Source organism: Botrimarina mediterranea (assembly GCF_007753265.1).
Classification (GTDB): domain Bacteria; phylum Planctomycetota; class Planctomycetia; order Pirellulales; family Lacipirellulaceae; genus Botrimarina; species Botrimarina mediterranea.
In genome coordinates this window covers 2034795-2052635 of the sequence record NZ_CP036349.1, presented here as the reverse complement: position 1 = coordinate 2052635, position 17841 = coordinate 2034795, and the positions used below count along the sequence as shown (strand labels likewise).

Genomic DNA, 17841 nt, shown 5'->3' with positions numbered 1-17841 from the left:
CGTCGTAGGAAACTTTCTTGCTTAAGCACTCGGCGCCAAATGGACGTGCTTCGCCTCGAAGGCGGCGATCTTGTCCTCGTGCTCCAGCGTCAAGCCGATATCGTCCAACCCGTTAAGCAGGCAGTGGCGACGGAACGCGTCAACGTCGAACGACGCCCTGAAGCCGTGCTCGTCGGTGAGCGTCTGCGTGTTGAGGTCGGCCGTCAGCCGGTAGCCGCCCGCGTCCTTCGCATGCTGAGCGGCCCGCTTAAACAACTCCTCGACCTGCTCTTCGCTGAGGACGATCGGCAGCATGCCGTTCTTGAAGCAGTTGTTGTAAAAGATGTCGGCGAAGCTCGGCGCCACGATGACGCGGAACCCGTAGTCCTCCAGCGCCCAAGGCGCGTGCTCACGGCTCGAGCCACTGCCGAAGTTACGCCGCGCGAGCAGCACGCTGGCGCCCTTGGCCTCGGGCTTGTTGAGCTCGAAGTCGGGGTTCTCGTTGCCGTCCTCGTCCGCGCGCCAGTCCCAGAAGAGGAACTGCCCGAAGCCCGTCCGCTCGATCCGCTTGAGGAACTGCTTGGGGATGATTTGGTCGGTATCGACGTTGGCCCGGTCCATGGCGACGACGAGACCGGTGTGGGTGGTGAAGGGATTCATCCGAAGGCGGAAAGGGGAAGGCGGAAGGCGGAATAGAATGAAGGCCGCGCTAGTTGGCAGCGGGTTGCCAAGTGGTGGCGCACCACTCGTCGTGGCTGAAATAGGCGCTCTCGTGGTTGCCCAAGTTCAGTAGGTGCAGGTCCCAGAGCTGAAGAACTCCCATGATGCACCAAGCTTCGAAGTCTTGCAGGTCCCCTGGCGTGCACAGTAAGTGCGGCGCTTCGATCAACGGGCGGCTTTCACCACACGACTTTCGGAATCGCTCGACCACCCGAGGGAACTCGCCGTTCCACACCCCCCAGCCGAGCGTTCTCACCAGCAATCGTGAGTCTCGATTATTGGCGTGAAGCCCTTGCACGATCTCACACGCAAGTTGGGTACGGTGATTTGCATCGGCAGGTATTGCGAGCCGGCAAGAGGACTGCGACTTCTCAAGTAACTCCGTCAGTGAAAGGTGGGATAATTCAGCACTCGAGTTGATTTCGGTATCGGAGAGAAACTGCATTCCACTCCCCATCAATGTTGTGGCTGGTGAAGGGATTCATCCGAAGGCGGAAAGCGGAAAGGATTATTTCACTTCAAGTGACCACTCGACGTAACCGGCTGCATCTCGCCGTTGAGTTAATCGGAAGGCGCGTGAAAACACTGTCGAGGTAAGCCAACCGTCTTGCGGCTCGATTGCGACGAAGCCGGCGTTGTCGCGGGTGAGCAGTTCGAAGTCGACTTGATCACTCAATGCGTCGATCAGCCAGTACTCCTGCACGCCGGCGTCGAAGTAGGCCTTCCGAAGCAGTTGCTTGTCTTTCCGAACGGACGACTTGCTAACGATTTCGACCACCCAGTCAGGCGAGCCCACTAGTTCCTTGCTGTCGTTCGGCCGGGAAACGCCCTCGGTTAAGCGGCAGCGACCTGAGCGGAAAGACTCGTGACTGACGAAAGTAGCGTCGGGCTCGCAGGAGAGGGCTGCTGCTTCGTTGGTAATGAGGGCCCCGTCGCTGAAGAACCGTCCCAACTTTTCTTGTCGCACGATGCCGTAGATGACGGCGCTGATCTCGGTCTTAAGAAAGTTGTGGCTCTCGAAGTACTCGGGGCTCATATCAACGAGGATCTCTCCGGCAATGAAGGTCGCTCGGACGCCCTGGGGAAAATCATCGGAGACGGCCCACGCACGGAAACCGTCGTGCGTGTGGGCGGTCGCCGGGACTTTCACGCCGGTCTCCGTGTCACCCGTGTAGCAGGTCACCGGGACGAACACAGTTGCGGCGGTGTTGCTGACTAGGTCCATGGCGTCCTTGGATGGCTGAGGCCCTCTCTAACGAGTCTAACTCAACTCCACTCCCGAACATCGACGAAGTGCCCCGCACAGGCGGCCGCCGCCGCCATCGCGGGGCTCACCAGGTGGGTGCGGCCGCCGCGGCCTTGGCGGCCTTCGAAGTTGCGGTTGCTGGTGGACGCGCAGCGCTCGCCGGGGGAGAGCTTGTCGGGGTTCATCGCCAGACACATGCTGCAACCCGCCTCGCGCCACTCGAAGCCGGCTTCCTTGAAGACCTTGTCGAGGCCCTCCTCTTCGGCCTGCTGTTTCACGACGCCCGACCCCGGCACAACCATCGCCGAGACGTGGCCCGCGACCTTATGCCCCTTCGCGACGGCGGCCGCCGCACGGAGGTCTTCGATGCGGCCGTTGGTGCAGCTGCCGATGAAGACGCGGTCGATCTTCAGATCGGTGATCGGTTGGCCCGCCTGGACGCCCATGTAGTCGAGCGCCGCGGCGGTCGTCTTCTGGTCGGTTGGGTCGCTGAAGTCGGCCGGGTTGGGGATGCGGCTGTTGACGCTCGCCACCTGGCCGGGGTTGGTGCCCCAGCTGACCTGCGGGGCGATTTCAGCGCCGGCAAAGACAAGCGACTTGTCGTACTTCGCGCCCGGATCGGTCGGCAGTTGCTTCCAGCGCTCGACCGCGGCGTCCCAGTCGGCGCCCTGCGGGGCGTACTTGCGGCCCTTGATGTAATTGAAGGTCGTTTCGTCCGGGGCGATCATGCCCGCACGGGCGCCCGCTTCGATCGACATGTTGCAGACCGTCATGCGGCCTTCCATCGACAGGCCCCGGACGACGTCTCCTGTAAACTCCAGGCAGTAACCGGTGCCGCCGGAGGTCGTGAGCTCGCCGATTAGGTAGAGGACCATGTCCTTGGCCGTGACGCCCGGGCCGAGCTGGCCGTCGACGCGCAGCTCCATGGTCTTGGGCTTTTGCTGCAACAGCGTCTGGGTCGCCAGGACGTGCTCGACCTCGCTGGTGCCGATCCCAAACGCCAGCGCGCCGAACGCGCCGTGCGTGCTGGTGTGGCTGTCGCCGCAGACGATTGTCATGCCGGGCTGCGTGTATCCCAGCTCGGGGCCCATCACGTGGACGACGCCCTGGTTGAGGTGCCCGAGGCCGTAGTAGGTGATGCCGAAATCGGCGCAGTTCTTCGTCAGCGTGTCGATCTGCTGCTTGCTGATCAGGTCGACGATCGGCAGGCTGCGGTCGGTGGTCGGCACGTTGTGGTCGGCCGTCGCGACCGTTCGTGCGGGCTGGCGGACCTTGCGGCCGGCGAGGCGTAGGCCCTCGAACGCCTGGGCGCTGGTGACCTCGTGAACGAGCTGGAGGTCGATGTAGAGAATCGTCGATCGGCCGGCTTCGGCGTGGACGACGTGGTTGTCCCAGATCTTTTCGAACAGCGTACGGGGCGTGGACATCGGAGAACGCAAGCGGAAAGGGAGAGCGGCTGGGCAATGACGCCGGCGGCGCCGCAGGGAGCAACGGCCAAGACAGCTAGTTTAAGGCGCCGGTTCGCCCACCGGTAGCTGCGGAAAAGCGAGAGTTCAGCGCCGCGCCGCGGATTTGGCGACGAGCCTCCGACGTAAGTCGGTGGAGGAATCGGGCCCAACTCCCCCAATTAACATCGGGAGCTCGCCAAAATGCTCAGAGCAGAGCGCCGCCGGTCTCACACGGCGGCGGCTTCAATCGCGGCGGCGGCCATCGCCTTGCGTTGGGGGCACGCTTTGCAGTTCCACCACTCGGCGGCGCGTTCCGGGGACCAGCTGTCCTCAAACTGCACGTCCATCAAGGCCCGGCGGAGTTCGTCCACCGTCTGGAAGCGGTGTTCGGGGTCTTTCTCCAAGCACCGCAACACGATGTCCTCTAGCTCGATCGGCAGCAACGGGTTGTGCTGCCGGGGCGGGAGGACTTCCTCCGAGGCGTGGGCGATGATCACCTTCACCACCTGCTCGTACGGGAACGGCGACTTGCCCGTCAGCAGGTAATAGAGCACGCAGCCCAGCGAGTAGATGTCGCTGCGGACGTCGGCCTCCCGTTCGGCCGTCGCTTGCTCGGGCGACATAAACATCGGCGAGCCGGTCAGCGCCCCTTCTTGCGTGAGGAACGCGCTGGCGCCGTCCCCTTCGACGGCGACCGTTGGCTTCGCTAGGCCGAAGTCGAGTAGTTTGGCGACGTCGAATTCGCCGCCGCGGTACGAGCAGAAGATGTTCGCCGGCTTGATGTCGCGGTGCACCAGGCCGATGCCGTGGGCCTCCGACAACGCGCGACAAACCTGGTCCATGAGGTAAACGACCCGCGACGGGGGCAGCGCTCCTTCAAGGTCCACCAATTCGCCCAGGTTGTGCCCCGGCAGATACTCCATGACGTAATAGAACGTCCCATCGGGCGTGCTGCCGTAGTCGAAGATATCAATCGAGTTCCAATGCGACAGCTTGGCGGTCGAGCGGACCTCGCGCTCGAAGCGGGCCAGATTACGGCGGTCGCCCGCCTTGTCGGGGCGGATCACCTTGATCGCGCAGGGGCGCTTCATCATTTGGTGCTCGGCCAGATAGACTTCGCCCATGCCGCCCGAGCCGAGCTTCTGCTTGAGCCGGTACTGCCCGAGCTGCTTGGCGGCGAACGCCTCGTGCCGCAGCGTATTGATCGTGTGGACGCCGACAACCGCGATCGCCAGCGCGAAGAGCATCTCCAACGCATGCTCGGTGAGGTAGTCGCTGTAGGCGCCGTGGGCGTAGCAATCCTGGAACGCGGGGCAGAGCGCCTTCTGGAAGAGGATGACCGCGATCGGCGCCAATGCCGCCGGGGCCAGGAATCTTAACGCCCGCCGCCAGCTGTTCGGGACGAACAGGGCGTAAGTGAACAGCAGCAGCAGCCACGGCGCCACGACGTTCGGCAGGTGGGCGCCCTCCTCGAGTTTCGCCGAGTGATCGATCCGATTCTGAGTCACGAACAGGAAGAAGACCGCGGCGCCGCCGAAGATCGCCCACTCAGCGATCCGGAGCGGAGTGAGCGTCAGCGACTGCGCCTTCCACAGCCAGCCGGCGATCGCCCCGGTGAGCACCGTCGCCGCGCTGTGCACCCAGAACATGTGGCTGCCGGCAACGCCGTAGGTGTGCTCCCAGTAGAACAGTCCCCGGATGAGAAACGCCGCGTACCCAGTCGCCAACAGGGCCGCGGCGAGCAACAGCCGGCGTTGCAAGATGCCACGGGTCTCGCTGCTGAGGTGGACGCTGCCCCCTTCGACCAGCCGCACCAGTCCGCGGGCGGCGGCGCTGATGGCGCCAGAACCTCTCGATCCCGACTCCTTCGCGCCCGTGGCGGCTCCTGCGGTTGCGGAGTCCTCCCGGATCGCCGACAGCATGCTGATGGGGGCGGCGACGGTCTCTGCGTTCTCGATACTGCTTCCGATCACTACCGCGGCTCCCGATCTGGCCGGTCCCCGCCGAGGTCCGTTCGTCCTCGGCATTTCGGGTCCTGCAAGCGAGCCCCCCCACATACGGGGGCAGACCGACGCTAGCCAGTTCCCGTTGGACGCAACCAAATGGTAGTCGGTTCGCCAACAAACTGGCAGCGATCCCCCCGCCAAAAGCGTCGCGCTCGCGATACCGTGCGATAAGTCACACGATTTAGAGATCAAGCAGCGCGGCGAGCGGGCCGGGTTGCAGCCCAGGCGGAGATCTCCGTAAGCGGGATCGTCTGCCACTCGCCGGCGGCGTCGGCCGTCTCGCCCTCGGTGCGGCGGAGGACCAAAGTCCCGGGGTGACACATTCGCGGCACATAGAACCAGGCATGCGCCAGGGCCTCGTCGGTGGCGTCCCCCGATAGCAGCAGGAGGTCGGTATCTGACAGGCTGTTTGCCTCCGCGGCGAGTGACGCCGCCAAGTCGCCTGGCGTCAGCCGAACCTTGGCGCCGGTGGCGATGAACCGCCGGTACACGCCCACCAGAGGCGCGTCGGGCGTCCCCTCCGGCCGGGCGTCGAATAGGTCGAGCGCCGTGTACTTTACCGGGGCGTCCTTCGCCTGTTTGACGAGGACGTCGAGGAGTTGTGCCGTCGAATCGACCGAGTCGATGCCGACCTCGACGACGCGGCGGATGACGTGCTGCTTCGCGATGCGTAGCAGCTGCTTCTCCGGCGTGGGCGTCGTTTTAGAGAAAAACGCGCGTGCCGCGTACCTGAACAGATCGCCGACCGCCATGGCGCCTTCCGTGCGTGCCGATCCCGTGAATATCGCGTCCTTGCGACTACCTCATGGATCGGCCAACGGGTGGCGCCGGAACAGCAGAACCGCGGGCGTCAGCGCCGCGTCGTGCCGCCGGCTGACAAGACGTGACGCCTGCAGCGACATGGCGAGATCGATCGATTGGGCGGCGGTCAGCTGGCCGGGTCGTCGTCGTCGGCGTTGTGGATCGCAACGGGGATCGCCACCGCCGTGCCGATGACGCCGGCGAGGAACAGCGGGTTGGCGAAGAGACGCTTGGTGTGGCTTACCGTGCTATTGGCGACGGGGCCGGCGTAGTGCTGACCTCGGGCGATCTCGCTCCCTTCCACCAGCAACACCGCCGGAGTCGCGTTGGGAGGGGCCGCTCCGCCGGTCCAACTTCGTACTAAGAGTGCGGATTTGTCGCTTTCGAGGCGGGCGACTCCCCGCACGTTCTTGAAAGCAAAGCCGCCGTCGGCGTTGGTCTTGGCTTCCGCCTTGCGGCCATCGGCGAGCGTCAGCCGCACCGTCGCGTCAGCGCTGGGCTTGCCCGAGGCGCCGACGAGCTGGCCGATCAACAGGCCGTCCTTGTGCAACGCCACGTCCACCGCCAGGGCGTCGGCGGCCTTATGTTCGGCGGCGACGGCGTTCTGGGCCCGGGCGAGCGTCGGGCCCATGGCAACCGCCAAAGCCACGGCGCCGACCAGCGGACGGGACATCAAATTACGGCTACGCATCGAGGGCTCCGCTATCAATTTGTCATGGAGTGACAAGCGAGCGGGACCCTAGCGAACTCTCGGACGTCGGCAAATAGCAAACCCCGCCCTCCGGCGAACCGGCGGGCGGGGTTTGTGTTGTTCAGTCATCGCGAAGTCGTGGACGCTATCAGCTGGCCGGGTCGTCGTCGTCGGCCAGAGCGAGCGGCACGGCGATCGCCGTCGCGACGCCAGCGGCGACCAGCAGCGGGTGCTCACGCATCCAACCGAGAACGCCAGCGCCCTTGCTCGGCGTGGGCGGGCACGGCGCCATCGGAGGGCAGTACTGGCCATTGACGACGTCGCCGCCGGTCACGATCAGGGCCGACTGGTTGGCGGCCGGGGGAGCGGTGTTCTCCGCCCAGAGACGGTAGGACACGACGCCGCCTTCGGAGACCACCTGATACAGTCCGCCACGCAAGCCTTGCACGGCGAACACGCCTTCGGCGTCGGTCGTCGTCTTGGCGACTTCGTTGCCGGCTTGTTGCAGCGAGACAGCAACCTTGGCGAGCGGTGCGCCCTGGGCGGTCACCACTTTGCCAACAAACACCCCGCCATTGCTCAGAGCGATATCGGCAACCGCCGGCGCCGATTCAACGATCGGGGCGCCCGCCAACGCGGGCTGAATCAGCATGCCGAAACACGCCATCGCCGCGGCGATGCGTTGGGCGACAACAATCTTCATGCTCGTCCTCTCTCCGTAATGACGGGACTCGTCCGTGAGGCGTTCGGTCGAGACCGAAGGAATAGTTCAAAGCTCCTGCGCAGGGCAGCAGCGTCAGAGAACATTTTCATCCACCACTGCTGCGATCGGCGAGCGGAAGCGACATTCTCCAGCTATTCCTGGACTACTTGTTCGGAAAAGTCACCGGCTGGCGCCAGCATGCTGGCGCGAAGCGCGCAACACGCGCGGCCAGGCCCGGAAATGCTCCGCAAACGCTGTTTCCGGAGAACCGAGCGTCGCGGCAAGCCGCTGCGACATCGGCGTTGGCGGCTCGTAACGCCGCAGCGCCGCCAGCGTTGCCCACAACTGCATCGAGGCGGCAGCCGGGCCGTGAAGGAGGAAGTGCGTCCACGCCCAGGCGTAGCGGTAATCAATGTCCGCCATCTCGGCGAGGTCGTGCTTGGCTTCGAGCGTCGTTAGCGCTACCAGCCGACCCCGCGCCGCCTCCGACACTACCCCTTCGAGATGATCCGGCCCATGAGCGCGGTCGGCCGGACGGGGTTCGAAGTACTCCGCCAACCCCTCGTCGAGCCACAACGGCACCATCGGCAGGTCGGCGTGAAGCAGGGCGTGCGTGCACTCGTGTCGCAGGTCGATCGCCAGCTCGGAGTGCCGGTAGGCGTAGATCACGGCCCGCTGCTTCGTTTGGTAATACAGGGCGCGCCGGTAGGGCGCCGTGGGGTGACGTTCGGCGATGTAGCGGCGGTGCTGCTGGGCGTCGTTGAGCAGCACCACTTCGACTTGGTTCTTGCAAGGCCCGAGCGCCAGGACCCGTCGCAGTTCGCGTTCGAGGCTCGCAAGGTCGGCGTCGGCCAACAACGCGTCATCCAGAGGAAACGCGGAGCGACAAACGAACGGACCGACGCGCCGTTGATCGACCCATGTCGGCTCGACCGCAGCGCGGGCGCGCGATGAAACGGACCAGGCGGCGCCGGCGACGATCGCGGCGAGCGCCTGGCGGCGCGTTAGCGGCGTAGCGGCCGCGCGCCCCGCCATCAGGCCGCACCTCGAGAAAACAGCGACCAGCCCCGCCGTGGCTTACGGACCACAATCGGACCAGGAACGACCTCACGGCCTTCAGCGACCGCCCGGGGGTTCTCGCTGCACCACAGGCGGGCGGCGTCTTCACCGACGAGTTCGACCGCCCTCGTGTACGCCTCGCCAAGCCGTGGGCGGCGTCGTTTCGGGCTGTGCCCGTCGGTTGAGAGGAAGTGGATCAAGCCGCGGCTCGCCATCCGCTCGGCCATCGCTTGGCTGTCGGGTCCGAAGCCGCCGACAAGGCTGCCCGCCGTCACCTGCATCAAGCAGCCGTCGTCGACGAGCGACTCGATCAAGTCCTGGCGCGCCAGCAAGCCTGCGTTGCGTTCGGGGTGCGAGAGGACGCCCGCCATGCCGATCCGCTTCAGACCGTTGAGCACCGGCTCCAACGGGAAGTACAATTCGTGCGGCAACTCGAGCAGCACGTGGCGGCGATGATCGCCGAGCGAGAGGACGTCACCCGACTGCAGGCCAGCGATCATGTGGTCTTCGATCCGTACGTCGGCGCCCGGCAGCACCCGCAGCGGGATGTCGTGCCGCGTCAGTTCGGCTTGCAGCTCGGCCGTGCGACGACGGATGTCGTCGCCGCGATTGCACTCGAAGGCGCCCAACTGGTGCGGCGTGACGACGATCGTCTCGACGCCTTGCTCGACCGACATCCGCGCCATCGCCAGCGACGCTTCGAGGTCCGCGGCGCCGTCGTCAATGCCCGGCAGCAGGTGGCAGTGGATATCGACAAGGCCGTTCATCCTGGCGTGCTCCGTCGTGTCATCAGCGCAGGCGGCAAGGCGCCCAACGCGCGGCGGAGTGTAGGGAGAGACTCTCGTTCGCGGAAGCCGAATGCGTGCGGGCGATACTAGTGCACGCTTCGCCAAACCGTTGCGTCTGAGCCGTGGGCGGCAGCCCTCGGAGTGCAGCGCAACCCGCCCTCCACTCCGAGGGCTGCCGCCCACGGCTCAGACGTTCACGGATGGGAGCCGCTACGCCTAGGCGAGCCCGTCCTGAAGGCCCAACGGCCAATCCGTCAGCAAATCGACGCCCGTCTCGGTGACGACGTAATTCTGCTCGAGCCGCAGGCCATGACGCAGGTCGTCGTGGTAGAGCCCCGGTTCGGCGGTGAAGTAATCGCCGACCTCAAACGTGTCGTCCCAGTTCGGGTTGAGGTGCGGCCCCTCATGCGGCGCGAGACCGACGCCATGGCCGAGGTGGTGGTTGAACACCCACGGCGCCGCGACCGCTAGCATCGCCGCCGACTCGTCGAAGACCTCACGGCACTTCACGCCCGGTCGCACCTTTCCCTCGACCATCGGGAACACGGCGGCGAGTTGCTCCCAGGCCGATCGCTGGGCGTCGGTCGGCTCGCTGACGGCGATCGTGCGGGCGTTGTCCGTGTAGTAGCCGCGGTAGCCGACGCCCAGGTCGAGGACCCACAGCTCGCCGGCCTCGGCGGCGCGGTCGCGGGGCGCCCCGCCGCGGGCGTTGCAGCGGAAGTCCTGGCCAAAGTACGTCAGCGGCTCGCCCAGCGTCCGCACGGCGACGCGGTGCATTTCGCTGTAGAGATCAAGCTCGTTGAGGCCCGGCTCGATGATCTCACGCGCCCGAGCGTACATCGCCTCGTTGGCGCGATTGGCGGTCGCCATCATTGCTAGCTCGTCGGCGTCCTTCTTGCGACGCAGGCGGAACATTACCGAGTCGAAGTCGATCCAATCGCCGTGCAGCGCGCCGTACAGCGACTGCGGAGCGAGGGAGAACTCGCACCCGGCCCGACTCGGCGCCGATCCGAATGAATCGAGTAGCACCAAGATGGCTTCGTGGCGCTGATCGCTGGCGTCTCGCATCGTCGAGAGCCGCTTCTCTTCGTAAGTCCGCACGTTGTCCGCTAGCACCGGCAACTCTGCCTTGCGGCTTGGCAAGACGAGGGTGACGGTCCCCTGGTCGTCGATGGCGGCGACGGGTTGGAACAACGGACCGACGTAGGCGCCGGTGAGCCACTGGATCGACTCGGGTCGCAACAGGACCGCCATCCCGCACTTGAGTCGTTGGAGTTCGGCGACGAGGCGGTTCTGCCTGCCTTTCAGGGCGTTTTTGTCAATCACGTCGGGTCACTCAAAGGGGTGGAGCGGCGGTCGCCTACCAGAGGAAACGACCCAGGCCTGGCGTGCAACCCGGCCCTGGCGGGCTCCGGAATCGTCTCAAAGCGAGACTTGCCGATACGAAATTCGTCCCATACAGAGACGCTCAAACAACTCTTCATCGGCAGGCGTCGTGGGGGTGGCTCCAAGTAATCTCTTTGGCAGGCAATGAAAACGACGAAAAAATCTGCTCAATCGCTCTAAAGCTCGAATTAGGCACGCCGTGTGCACACCCGTATGATCGTCTACTTCACAATCGGCGGCGGAGTCGCCCCTTAACCGCGCACAGGAGAGCCCAGCGATGCTAGTTCTTAGCCGTAAGACCGGTGAGCAAATCCAGATCGGACAGGATATCACGATCGAAGTCCGCCGTGTCTCGGGTAACCGTGTCGCGCTGGCAGTGCAGGCGCCTCGCGATGTGCGTATCCTCCGCGGCGAGTTGAAGGAGTCCGTCACCGAGTTCGAGATGGACGAAGACTCCCCGATTTCGTTGATGCTGATGAACGCTGACTGCCGCGCCGCCGCGTCGGCTTGATGCGGTTTGACCGCGGAAGACACTCGCATTGACGCGTTGGCGTGATCTCCGTAGCGTGCCTCGCGTCCGGCAGAGTGTTCTAACTTGAGAGGCCCGTGCGTAATCGCGGGCCGACGCGTGCCGGGAAGATCTCGCCCGATGCGTGCCGCAGTGGCGTTCAGCCGATTGACTCAATCGCCGGCTCTCGCTGCGGTGATCCTCACCGTTGTCGCCCTCTGTACAGGGTGTGCAACTAGTGAGCAGTGGATCGAACGCCGACCCGCCGACCAAGCCTATGCGGCGCGGTTGCTCTGGTCTCGTGATGGGCGCGCCGCACTGTCGGACGCCACACTGGCGGTCGCCCAGCCAAGGGGGCTTGATCCCACTAAGCCCGACCAGCGCGCCAAGCTGCTGGAATTGCTTGAGCAAGAGGCGCACAGCACGCTGGCGCCCGACTTGGAGTTCGCCCTCGCCGAGCTTGCGGCGACCGAGGCGGATAGCCTCGTCAAAGACGACCCCGACGCGGCCGTCGGCTTCTACGCCGAATCGCTGGTCCACGGCTACCGGGCTCTAGCGGCCGATGAGCGGCAGCGCATCCCCGGTACGACGCGGCGGTACAACGACTCGCTCAAGGCCCTGCTACGGCTGCTGAGAGAGCGGGATCAGGTCAAGCCCGGCGCGCTCGTCCCTCTGCCGCTGACCCATGGGGCTTGCTCGGTCGCTATCGAGCTGCACAGCCAGCGCTGGACCGAGGCTGACTTCCAGAGCTTCGAGTTCGCCAGCGACTTCCAGGTGCTCGCCCTCCGGAACCACTACCACACTACCGGCATCGGCACGCCGCTAATCGCGATCCGTCATCACCCCGACCGCGATCAGCCCCAGGACAAGTTCTACCCCCGCAAGCTCTGCTACCCGCTCACCGCGGTGGCCCGCGCCGAGAGCTACGAGCCGACGCCGGCGCGTCCCGAGGGGGGCGTGCGGCTGGTGCTTGAGCTGCACGATACGACCGACCACAAGACCTTCCAGCTTGCCGGCCGCCGGGCGCCGCTCGAGACCGACCTGACGACGCCGCTGGCGTACTACCTCGATCAGCCCGACCTCCAAGACCGCGACGTCTCGACGATCGGCTTGTTGAAGCCCGACAGCGTCAAGCAGCAGGAGGGGCTCTACCTCCTCGAGCCGTACGACCCCAACCGCATCCCCGTCGTCATGGTGCACGGCCTCTGGTCGAGCCCTGCGACGTGGATGGAGATGTTCAACGACCTCCGCAGCGATCCGCGCGTCCGCAGTCGCTATCAATTCTGGTTCTATCTCTATCCGACCGGCCATCCCTTCTGGGTCAGCGCCGCGCAGATGCGTAAGGACCTTGCCGAGCTGAGGCAGACGGTCGATCCCACGCACACCGCCTACGCGCTGGATCAGACAGTGCTCGTCGGCCACAGCATGGGGGGGCTCTTGTCGCGGCTGCAGACGGTGGACAGCGGGCAGGACTTCTGGCGGATCGTTACCGACCGCGAATTCAAAGAACTCGACGCCGACCCCGAAGTTCGGCAGTACATGTCGAACCTGTTCTTCTTCCAGCCGAACCCCTCGGTGCAACGCGTCGTGACGATCGGCACGCCGCACCGCGGCAGCATGTTCGCCAACGGCTTCACGCAGTGGGTGGGCGCCAAGCTGATTGCCTTCCCGATGCAGACGATGGCGCGGCAACAAGAACTGTTCCGTCGCAACCCCGGCTTCTTCCGTCCGCAAATCGCGGCGCGCGTGATGACGAGCATCGACTCGCTGTCGCCCGAGTCGCCGATGCTGCCGGCGCTGCTGGCCGCCAAGTCGGGGCCGTGGGTGCGGTATCACAACGTCGTCGGCGACGAGCCACGCAGCGCGTTCACCAGCTGGTTCACGACGCGCGGCGACGGCGTTGTGTCGCTCGACAGCGCTCGCCTCGACGACCTGCCGCAGCTCGCGTCGCAAGTGGTCGTCCCCGAGGACCACGTCATGCTGCACCGTCACCCACAGACGATCGCTGAAGTGCGCCGTGTGCTCATGGAACACGTCGCCACGCTCGACCCGCAAGGCTACGCCCAACACGCCGCCGAAATCCGCACCCTCCCACCAGTGATCGACCAACAACCGGTGCGTCTCGCGAGCGGCGTCTTAGAAAGTGTCCGTTAACGAGAGCCAACTCGTTCGTTGAATCTGCGCCCTCGGTAGGAAGGCGGCGCCCGATGTCCGCCGAGGGTTCGCGCCCAAGGCTCAGACGAATCGGTAGGCGTCGATCGATGGTCCGAGCGAACCGGAATCGATTAACTGCGCGACGGGTCGGCCCTCACGTACAACTCTGCCGGCGCCGCGTCGTAGTATTTGAACAGCGCTGGGCAGATCCAACCTTCCATCGGCGGCCCTTCGATTGTCGGGTCGTCGAGCCGGTAGTAGTTGCCGACGCCATCGCTGCGCGTGCGGGTCAGCTTCTTCTCATAATCGGGGAAAGGCTTGGCGGAGAATGTCAGCCGGAACCCTTTGTCGGCGTCGGGAATGTCGGCCACCAGGACATCGATCATCTCAGGCACCCCCGCGACGAAGGGCTCGCGCACGAGGCCGACACGCTCGTCGTCGAACACCCACGTCCCGTTGTAGCGGTACGGAGCGAGGACCATGATCGAGTTTTGCGGCAACCGCATCGGCGCCGCTGCAACCGCCGACCAGTAGGCGTAGGCGCCCGCCGCCAAGAGGAGAACCACCACGACGGCCGAGAGCCGTCTGAGCGAGTAGGGCCGTTTATCGAACGCCTCGCTTAGAAGAGAGACAAGTCCACGCCTCCGGCGATCGCCAGGAGCCTAGCGGCATCTTATACCAGAAGAGCCAGCGAGGCGAAAATCGTTGGCTTCTGAATCTTGTTGAAGGAATCTGCTACGGAGAGTTCTTGCAAGCGACGCCCTCGTTCTTGATAAACCCTTTCGCCTCTAAGAAGTAGGCGAGCAGTCCAAGACCCACAACAAGGCCAAGCAAAGCGAACAGCCCACCGATGATCGTTGCAGCCGCGTAGAAGAAGATTGTGGTCATGGCTCGCTGTTCTGGTCGAAGGATTCTAGGTTGCGTATTGGCTCGATAGCTGGGCGGCGGAGACGCTCTAGTCAGGGAAGCTCCCCGCCGTCCGGACCTTCTACTTCCGCCCCAACTCGTCTAGCCGGATCTTAAACTCTTGGTCGTCCGCGCGGTCGTGGCGGTCGAGGACGGGCGAGTAGGTCCTCACGGCCACGTCGCCATCCTGACTGAACTCCAGCAGCCGCAGGTCGCCCTGGCCGCCCTCCTTCTTGAACTGGTAGTTTGCCAGCATCTGGTGGACGATGTTCCCCTCAATGCCCTTGGTGCTACGGTAGCCCGTGCCGTCGTTGAGGACGTGGCCGTTGAACACCAAGCGGAAGTTCTTGTGCTTCGAGACGAGCTTGTCCCACAGCTCTTGCCCGTCGTTGACGGTCTCGCCGGGCTGCTTGGCGACGCCGTAGGCGTGGGGGTTCCACGACTGCTTGGCGCCCTTCGCCCGCCAATCGTAGATCGTGTCGTCCGAGTACATGTAAGCGTGTGTCACGAGGATCGCCGGCAGGTCGGCGTGCTCGGCGACGATCCTGTCAGCCCAGACGACGACTTCATCACGCGGCGCAAACTCTAAAGCAACAACGAGCCACTTCTGCCCGTTGGCATCGAACGTATGCCAAGTGTTATCCGTCGTCGTCTCTTCGTAACGCCCGCCGAGGCTCGGCTGGATCGCGTACGGCGACACGGGGCCGAAGTATTTGGATTCGTTGAAGAAGCTCACCCGATCGGCCGCGTTCCCGCCCGGGCCGTAGTCGTGGTTGCCCGGTGCGATCGCGTAAGGCAGCTTGCCGTCGAGCAGCGACATCGACTTCCGCGCGTTGTCCCACTGCTCGGGCGTGTTCTGATTGGTGACGTCCCCCTCGTGGAGCACGAAGCGGATGTTGTGCGAGTCGGCGTGCTCCACGAGCCAACGCGTCTGCGCGTCGTAGTGCTGCGGATACGCCTCGGCGTAGATCTGCGTATCGGGCAGAACCGCGAGCGTCCAAGACCCCTCGGCAATCGGATCGGCCTCGCCACGAGCAAACGTCGGCGCGAAGCCGATCAGCAGCAACAAAAGAGTTCTCGTCATCGCATCCAACCAAGTCGAGGGGCCAAGAGTTTCTGCCCTATACTGACCACTGGCGTAGGCCCATCGCAAGCGCCAAGAAAGGGTAGGGAACCACAAAGGGCACAAAGAGATTGCCAATGGGACAGGCGTAGCCCCGCCAAGTTGGCCGTCGTGTCCTTCGTGCCCTTCGTGGTTCAATCTTCCCTTTTTTAGGCGCCAGCAGGATTTCGCAAGCCGACGCTAGACAACCGCCGCATGGCGGTCTACAACGCTGGGCAGTGTGTTGGTGGTCGGTCTCGCCCCTTGCGAGGCCGACGTAACAGGGAACCCGGTGTGATTCCGGGACGGCCCCGCCGCTGTAACCGGGCGACACACGCCGAGCCCCTTCTTCAGAGCCATTACCCACCTTTCGCATCAAGCGAAGGTGAGTGAGAAGGCAGGGCACGGCGAGCCCGGGAGTCAGAAGACCTACCAACGCGTGGCATCGGATCGGCTTCGAGGGAAAGCCGCCGTCGCATTCATCGCTGCGTTGTTCCCGTGTCTCCGTGCTGTGACGGCGTACGCCGTTGGGTGAAGGGCTCCTGCCCTGCGCCACGGCTGACGGTGCGCGAGTGCTAACGCCGCTTTCATTCTCGCTCGAGTCCCATGCGTCTCCATCTCCTCTGCGCCACCGGTGCGCAGCGGCGGGCCGGCGTTCGCTCTTCCGTATTTGACAGCGGTTGGCGACGTCGCTATCCGCGTTTCCTTCTTTTGACTGCAGGAGTTGCAACTCATGATCCGCACCAGTCTCCCTTTAATCGCTCTCGGCGCCACGATCGGCGTCGCCCAAGCGGGTCCCTACTCGAGCTACTCTGGCGTCACCGCCGGGGCGCCGGACAACCCGATTGCCCGTGCGAGCATCACAACGTTCGAGTCTTCGGTCGTCAACTACGCGCCGTCGCCCGGCGTTGGCGCCAACTTCAGCAAACCCGCTACCGCATTGAGTTCCTTGGGTGAACTCTACAGCCCCGTCGCCGCGCCGGGTGGCGCCAACGCGCCCTTCAACAAGCTCTACGCTCCGCAAACCGGCGCCGAACCCAACAACTTCCATGCCGGCTCGGCGGTTAGCGATCCGTTCAGCGGCGATATTGACAGCACGACTGACACCTACGGGTTCATCGGCATCGACGCCCCGGGCGCGATCACGCTCGGGTTCGCCAAGCCGATCACCGACGGCGCCGGGCCCGACTTCGCCGTGTTCGAAAACGCCTTTGCATTCGGCGGCGCCACGAGCCTGCTCGCTGAGCTTGCCTATGTCGAAGTCTCTAGCAACGGTGTTGACTTTCTCCGCTTCCCATCGGTCTCGCTGAACACGGTGCCGACCACGGTCTCGGGAGCTTTCCAAGCCTACGACGCCACGAACCTCTACAACCTCGCCGGAAAGCACACCGCGAACTGGGGCACGCCGTTCGATCTCGCCGAACTGGCGAGCGACCCGCTGGTGACCGGCGGCGTCGTGGATATCACGGCGATCGACTACGTGCGACTCGTCGACGTGGTCGGCAGCGGCGACCTCTCCGATGGCGCCGGCGGCACGCTAACGGGCGTCGCCCGCGATTCGCTGGGCAACGCGATCCTCGACAACTGGCTAACCTACGACTCGGCCGGCTTCGACTACCTCGGCCTCCCGACCGGCGCGGTGGGCGTGCTGAACTCCGTGCCCGAGCCGACCAGCGCATTGCTGACCCTTGTCGGCCTCGCCGCAATAGCGGCGCTTCGTCGCAGCTAAACCTTTTGCATCTCCTGTGGGAGGCGTCTCCAGACGCCGATTACGGCATCCATTCCGATTAGACATGGTGCGCGTAATCGGCGTCTGGAGACGCCTCCCACAGTTCCTTTTTTCGATCGCTCATATTAAAGCCAGGAGGGCCCGATGCGTTGGTACAGCGCTTGGTTGGAAACGGAGTTCACCGTGCATCACTCTCCCGGCGTCGCGCGGGCGTGGCTGCGGATGGAGCCTACGGGGGATTGGTACCTCGTCACCGACCCTGGCGGCTACGACCTGCCCGAACGCGACGGGCCGTTCGTCGTCACGCATGTCGCCCGTGGCCCCGAGCACGACGAGGACCCGCAGCTCTTGCCGCACCGTGCGGCGCTCGCCGCATGGCTGCGCGACCGGACGACGTGCCGCATCCCGACGGACAGCCGTCTCTAAACGGATGAAGTAAAGAGAGCTCACCACGACGGACACGACGAGCACGACGGCCTGCCACTAGGCGTCACGTTGTCTCGGCAATTAGGCCGTCGTGTTCTTCGTGTCCGTCGTGGTTCAGTCCTTTGGCACATTGCGGACTTTTCGTCTCCGAGCACAGTTGACCGGAGTCCGCTGTCGATCTAATATTTC

At 64.6% G+C, this 17841-nt stretch carries 18 protein-coding genes and 1 riboswitch; of the genes, 4 read left to right on the top strand and 14 right to left on the bottom strand.

Annotation, left to right across the window (positions count from 1 at the left end; genetic code table 11):
* Positions 1-21: 21 nt before the first annotated feature.
* The 11 genes from leuD to Spa11_RS08205 all read right to left on the bottom strand — a co-directional run bounded on the left by leuD (position 22) and on the right by Spa11_RS08205 (position 10767).
* Positions 22-639 carry a 3-isopropylmalate dehydratase small subunit gene (gene leuD / locus Spa11_RS08255; RefSeq protein WP_145110612.1) on the bottom strand — a complete coding sequence of 206 codons (618 nt, stop codon included), beginning with the start codon at positions 637-639 and terminating at the stop codon, positions 22-24.
* 49 nt (positions 640-688) lie between these two features.
* On the bottom strand, positions 689-955 hold the full coding sequence (locus Spa11_RS08250) for a hypothetical protein (RefSeq protein WP_145110609.1): 267 nt from the start codon (positions 953-955) through the stop codon (positions 689-691).
* 252 nt (positions 956-1207) lie between these two features.
* Complete coding sequence (locus Spa11_RS08245; RefSeq protein WP_145110606.1) at positions 1208-1924, bottom strand: Uma2 family endonuclease; 717 nt, start codon at positions 1922-1924, stop codon at positions 1208-1210.
* A gap of 41 nt (positions 1925-1965) precedes the next feature.
* Positions 1966-3372 carry a 3-isopropylmalate dehydratase large subunit gene (leuC, locus tag Spa11_RS08240; RefSeq protein WP_145110603.1) on the bottom strand — a complete coding sequence of 469 codons (1407 nt, stop codon included), beginning with the start codon at positions 3370-3372 and terminating at the stop codon, positions 1966-1968.
* 248 nt (positions 3373-3620) lie between these two features.
* Positions 3621-5366, bottom strand: coding sequence for a serine/threonine protein kinase (locus Spa11_RS08235; protein WP_197529832.1), 1746 nt, complete (start codon positions 5364-5366; stop codon positions 3621-3623).
* 221 nt (positions 5367-5587) lie between these two features.
* A complete protein-coding gene (locus Spa11_RS08230) occupies positions 5588-6151 on the bottom strand; it encodes a hypothetical protein (RefSeq protein WP_145110597.1) in 564 nt (187 codons plus the stop codon).
* Between the two features lie 176 nt (positions 6152-6327).
* Complete coding sequence (locus Spa11_RS08225; RefSeq protein ID WP_145110594.1) at positions 6328-6873, bottom strand: carboxypeptidase-like regulatory domain-containing protein; 546 nt, start codon at positions 6871-6873, stop codon at positions 6328-6330.
* 166 nt (positions 6874-7039) lie between these two features.
* Entirely contained in the window at positions 7040-7594 is a 555-nt protein-coding gene (locus Spa11_RS08220) for a carboxypeptidase-like regulatory domain-containing protein (RefSeq protein WP_145110591.1), read from the bottom strand.
* A 180-nt stretch (positions 7595-7774) separates the two neighbouring features.
* Positions 7775-8629, bottom strand: coding sequence for a hypothetical protein (locus Spa11_RS08215; RefSeq protein WP_145110588.1), 855 nt, complete (start codon positions 8627-8629; stop codon positions 7775-7777).
* Complete coding sequence (locus Spa11_RS08210; RefSeq protein ID WP_145110584.1) at positions 8629-9420, bottom strand: tyrosine-protein phosphatase; 792 nt, start codon at positions 9418-9420, stop codon at positions 8629-8631. Before Spa11_RS08210 ends, Spa11_RS08215 begins: the two co-directional genes overlap by 1 nt.
* A 237-nt stretch (positions 9421-9657) precedes the next feature.
* Positions 9658-10767 (bottom strand): M24 family metallopeptidase, encoded by a 1110-nt coding sequence (locus Spa11_RS08205; RefSeq protein ID WP_145110582.1) that lies wholly within the window; start codon positions 10765-10767, stop codon positions 9658-9660.
* A gap of 337 nt (positions 10768-11104) precedes the next feature.
* Between Spa11_RS08205 and Spa11_RS08200 the strand changes: the two genes are divergently transcribed.
* Together Spa11_RS08200 and Spa11_RS08195 are read left to right on the top strand one after the other, a co-directional pair.
* On the top strand, positions 11105-11338 hold the full coding sequence (locus Spa11_RS08200; protein ID WP_145110579.1) for a carbon storage regulator: 234 nt from the start codon (positions 11105-11107) through the stop codon (positions 11336-11338).
* 138 nt (positions 11339-11476) lie between these two features.
* A complete protein-coding gene (locus Spa11_RS08195; RefSeq protein WP_145110576.1) occupies positions 11477-13489 on the top strand; it encodes an esterase/lipase family protein in 2013 nt (670 codons plus the stop codon).
* A 131-nt stretch (positions 13490-13620) separates the two neighbouring features.
* On the opposite strand, the gene Spa11_RS08190 is transcribed toward Spa11_RS08195, so the two are convergent.
* From Spa11_RS08190 to Spa11_RS08185, 3 genes are all read right to left on the bottom strand, one after another.
* Positions 13621-14055 (bottom strand): DUF6717 family protein, encoded by a 435-nt coding sequence (locus Spa11_RS08190; RefSeq protein WP_197529831.1) that lies wholly within the window; start codon positions 14053-14055, stop codon positions 13621-13623.
* A 169-nt stretch (positions 14056-14224) separates the two neighbouring features.
* The gene (locus Spa11_RS22870) at positions 14225-14377 is read right to left on the bottom strand and encodes a hypothetical protein (protein WP_197529830.1); all 153 of its coding nucleotides are present in this window, start codon (positions 14375-14377) and stop codon (positions 14225-14227) included.
* A gap of 100 nt (positions 14378-14477) precedes the next feature.
* Entirely contained in the window at positions 14478-15479 is a 1002-nt protein-coding gene (locus tag Spa11_RS08185; protein WP_145110573.1) for a metallophosphoesterase, read from the bottom strand.
* 246 nt (positions 15480-15725) lie between these two features.
* Positions 15726-15948: riboswitch (cobalamin riboswitch) on the top strand.
* A gap of 282 nt (positions 15949-16230) precedes the next feature.
* Here Spa11_RS08185 and Spa11_RS08180 point away from each other — a divergent pair.
* On the top strand, positions 16231-17226 hold the full coding sequence (locus tag Spa11_RS08180; protein WP_145110570.1) for a PEP-CTERM sorting domain-containing protein: 996 nt from the start codon (positions 16231-16233) through the stop codon (positions 17224-17226).
* A gap of 144 nt (positions 17227-17370) precedes the next feature.
* A complete protein-coding gene (locus tag Spa11_RS08175) occupies positions 17371-17652 on the top strand; it encodes a hypothetical protein (protein WP_145110567.1) in 282 nt (93 codons plus the stop codon).
* The last annotated feature ends 189 nt before the right edge of the window (positions 17653-17841 follow it).

Excerpts from the sequence above, each read along its gene's own strand:
- Spa11_RS08180 (WP_145110570.1), top strand. The coding sequence starts at position 16,231 with ATGATCCGCACCAGTCTCCCTTTAATCGCTCTCGGCGCCACGATCGGC.
- Spa11_RS08185 (WP_145110573.1), bottom strand. The coding sequence starts at position 15,479 with ATGACGAGAACTCTTTTGTTGCTGCTGATCGGCTTCGCGCCGACGTTT.
- Spa11_RS08200 (WP_145110579.1), top strand. The coding sequence starts at position 11,105 with ATGCTAGTTCTTAGCCGTAAGACCGGTGAGCAAATCCAGATCGGACAG.
- Spa11_RS08230 (WP_145110597.1), bottom strand. The coding sequence starts at position 6,151 with ATGGCGGTCGGCGATCTGTTCAGGTACGCGGCACGCGCGTTTTTCTCT.
- Spa11_RS08175 (WP_145110567.1), top strand. The coding sequence starts at position 17,371 with ATGCGTTGGTACAGCGCTTGGTTGGAAACGGAGTTCACCGTGCATCAC.
- Spa11_RS08245 (WP_145110606.1), bottom strand. The coding sequence starts at position 1,924 with ATGGACCTAGTCAGCAACACCGCCGCAACTGTGTTCGTCCCGGTGACC.
- Spa11_RS08225 (WP_145110594.1), bottom strand. The coding sequence starts at position 6,873 with ATGTCCCGTCCGCTGGTCGGCGCCGTGGCTTTGGCGGTTGCCATGGGC.
- Spa11_RS08210 (WP_145110584.1), bottom strand. The coding sequence starts at position 9,420 with ATGAACGGCCTTGTCGATATCCACTGCCACCTGCTGCCGGGCATTGAC.
- leuD (WP_145110612.1), bottom strand. The coding sequence starts at position 639 with ATGAATCCCTTCACCACCCACACCGGTCTCGTCGTCGCCATGGACCGG.
- leuC (WP_145110603.1), bottom strand. The coding sequence starts at position 3,372 with ATGTCCACGCCCCGTACGCTGTTCGAAAAGATCTGGGACAACCACGTC.
- Spa11_RS22870 (WP_197529830.1), bottom strand. The coding sequence starts at position 14,377 with ATGACCACAATCTTCTTCTACGCGGCTGCAACGATCATCGGTGGGCTG.
- Spa11_RS08195 (WP_145110576.1), top strand. The coding sequence starts at position 11,477 with ATGCGTGCCGCAGTGGCGTTCAGCCGATTGACTCAATCGCCGGCTCTC.
- Spa11_RS08220 (WP_145110591.1), bottom strand. The coding sequence starts at position 7,594 with ATGAAGATTGTTGTCGCCCAACGCATCGCCGCGGCGATGGCGTGTTTC.
- Spa11_RS08215 (WP_145110588.1), bottom strand. The coding sequence starts at position 8,629 with ATGGCGGGGCGCGCGGCCGCTACGCCGCTAACGCGCCGCCAGGCGCTC.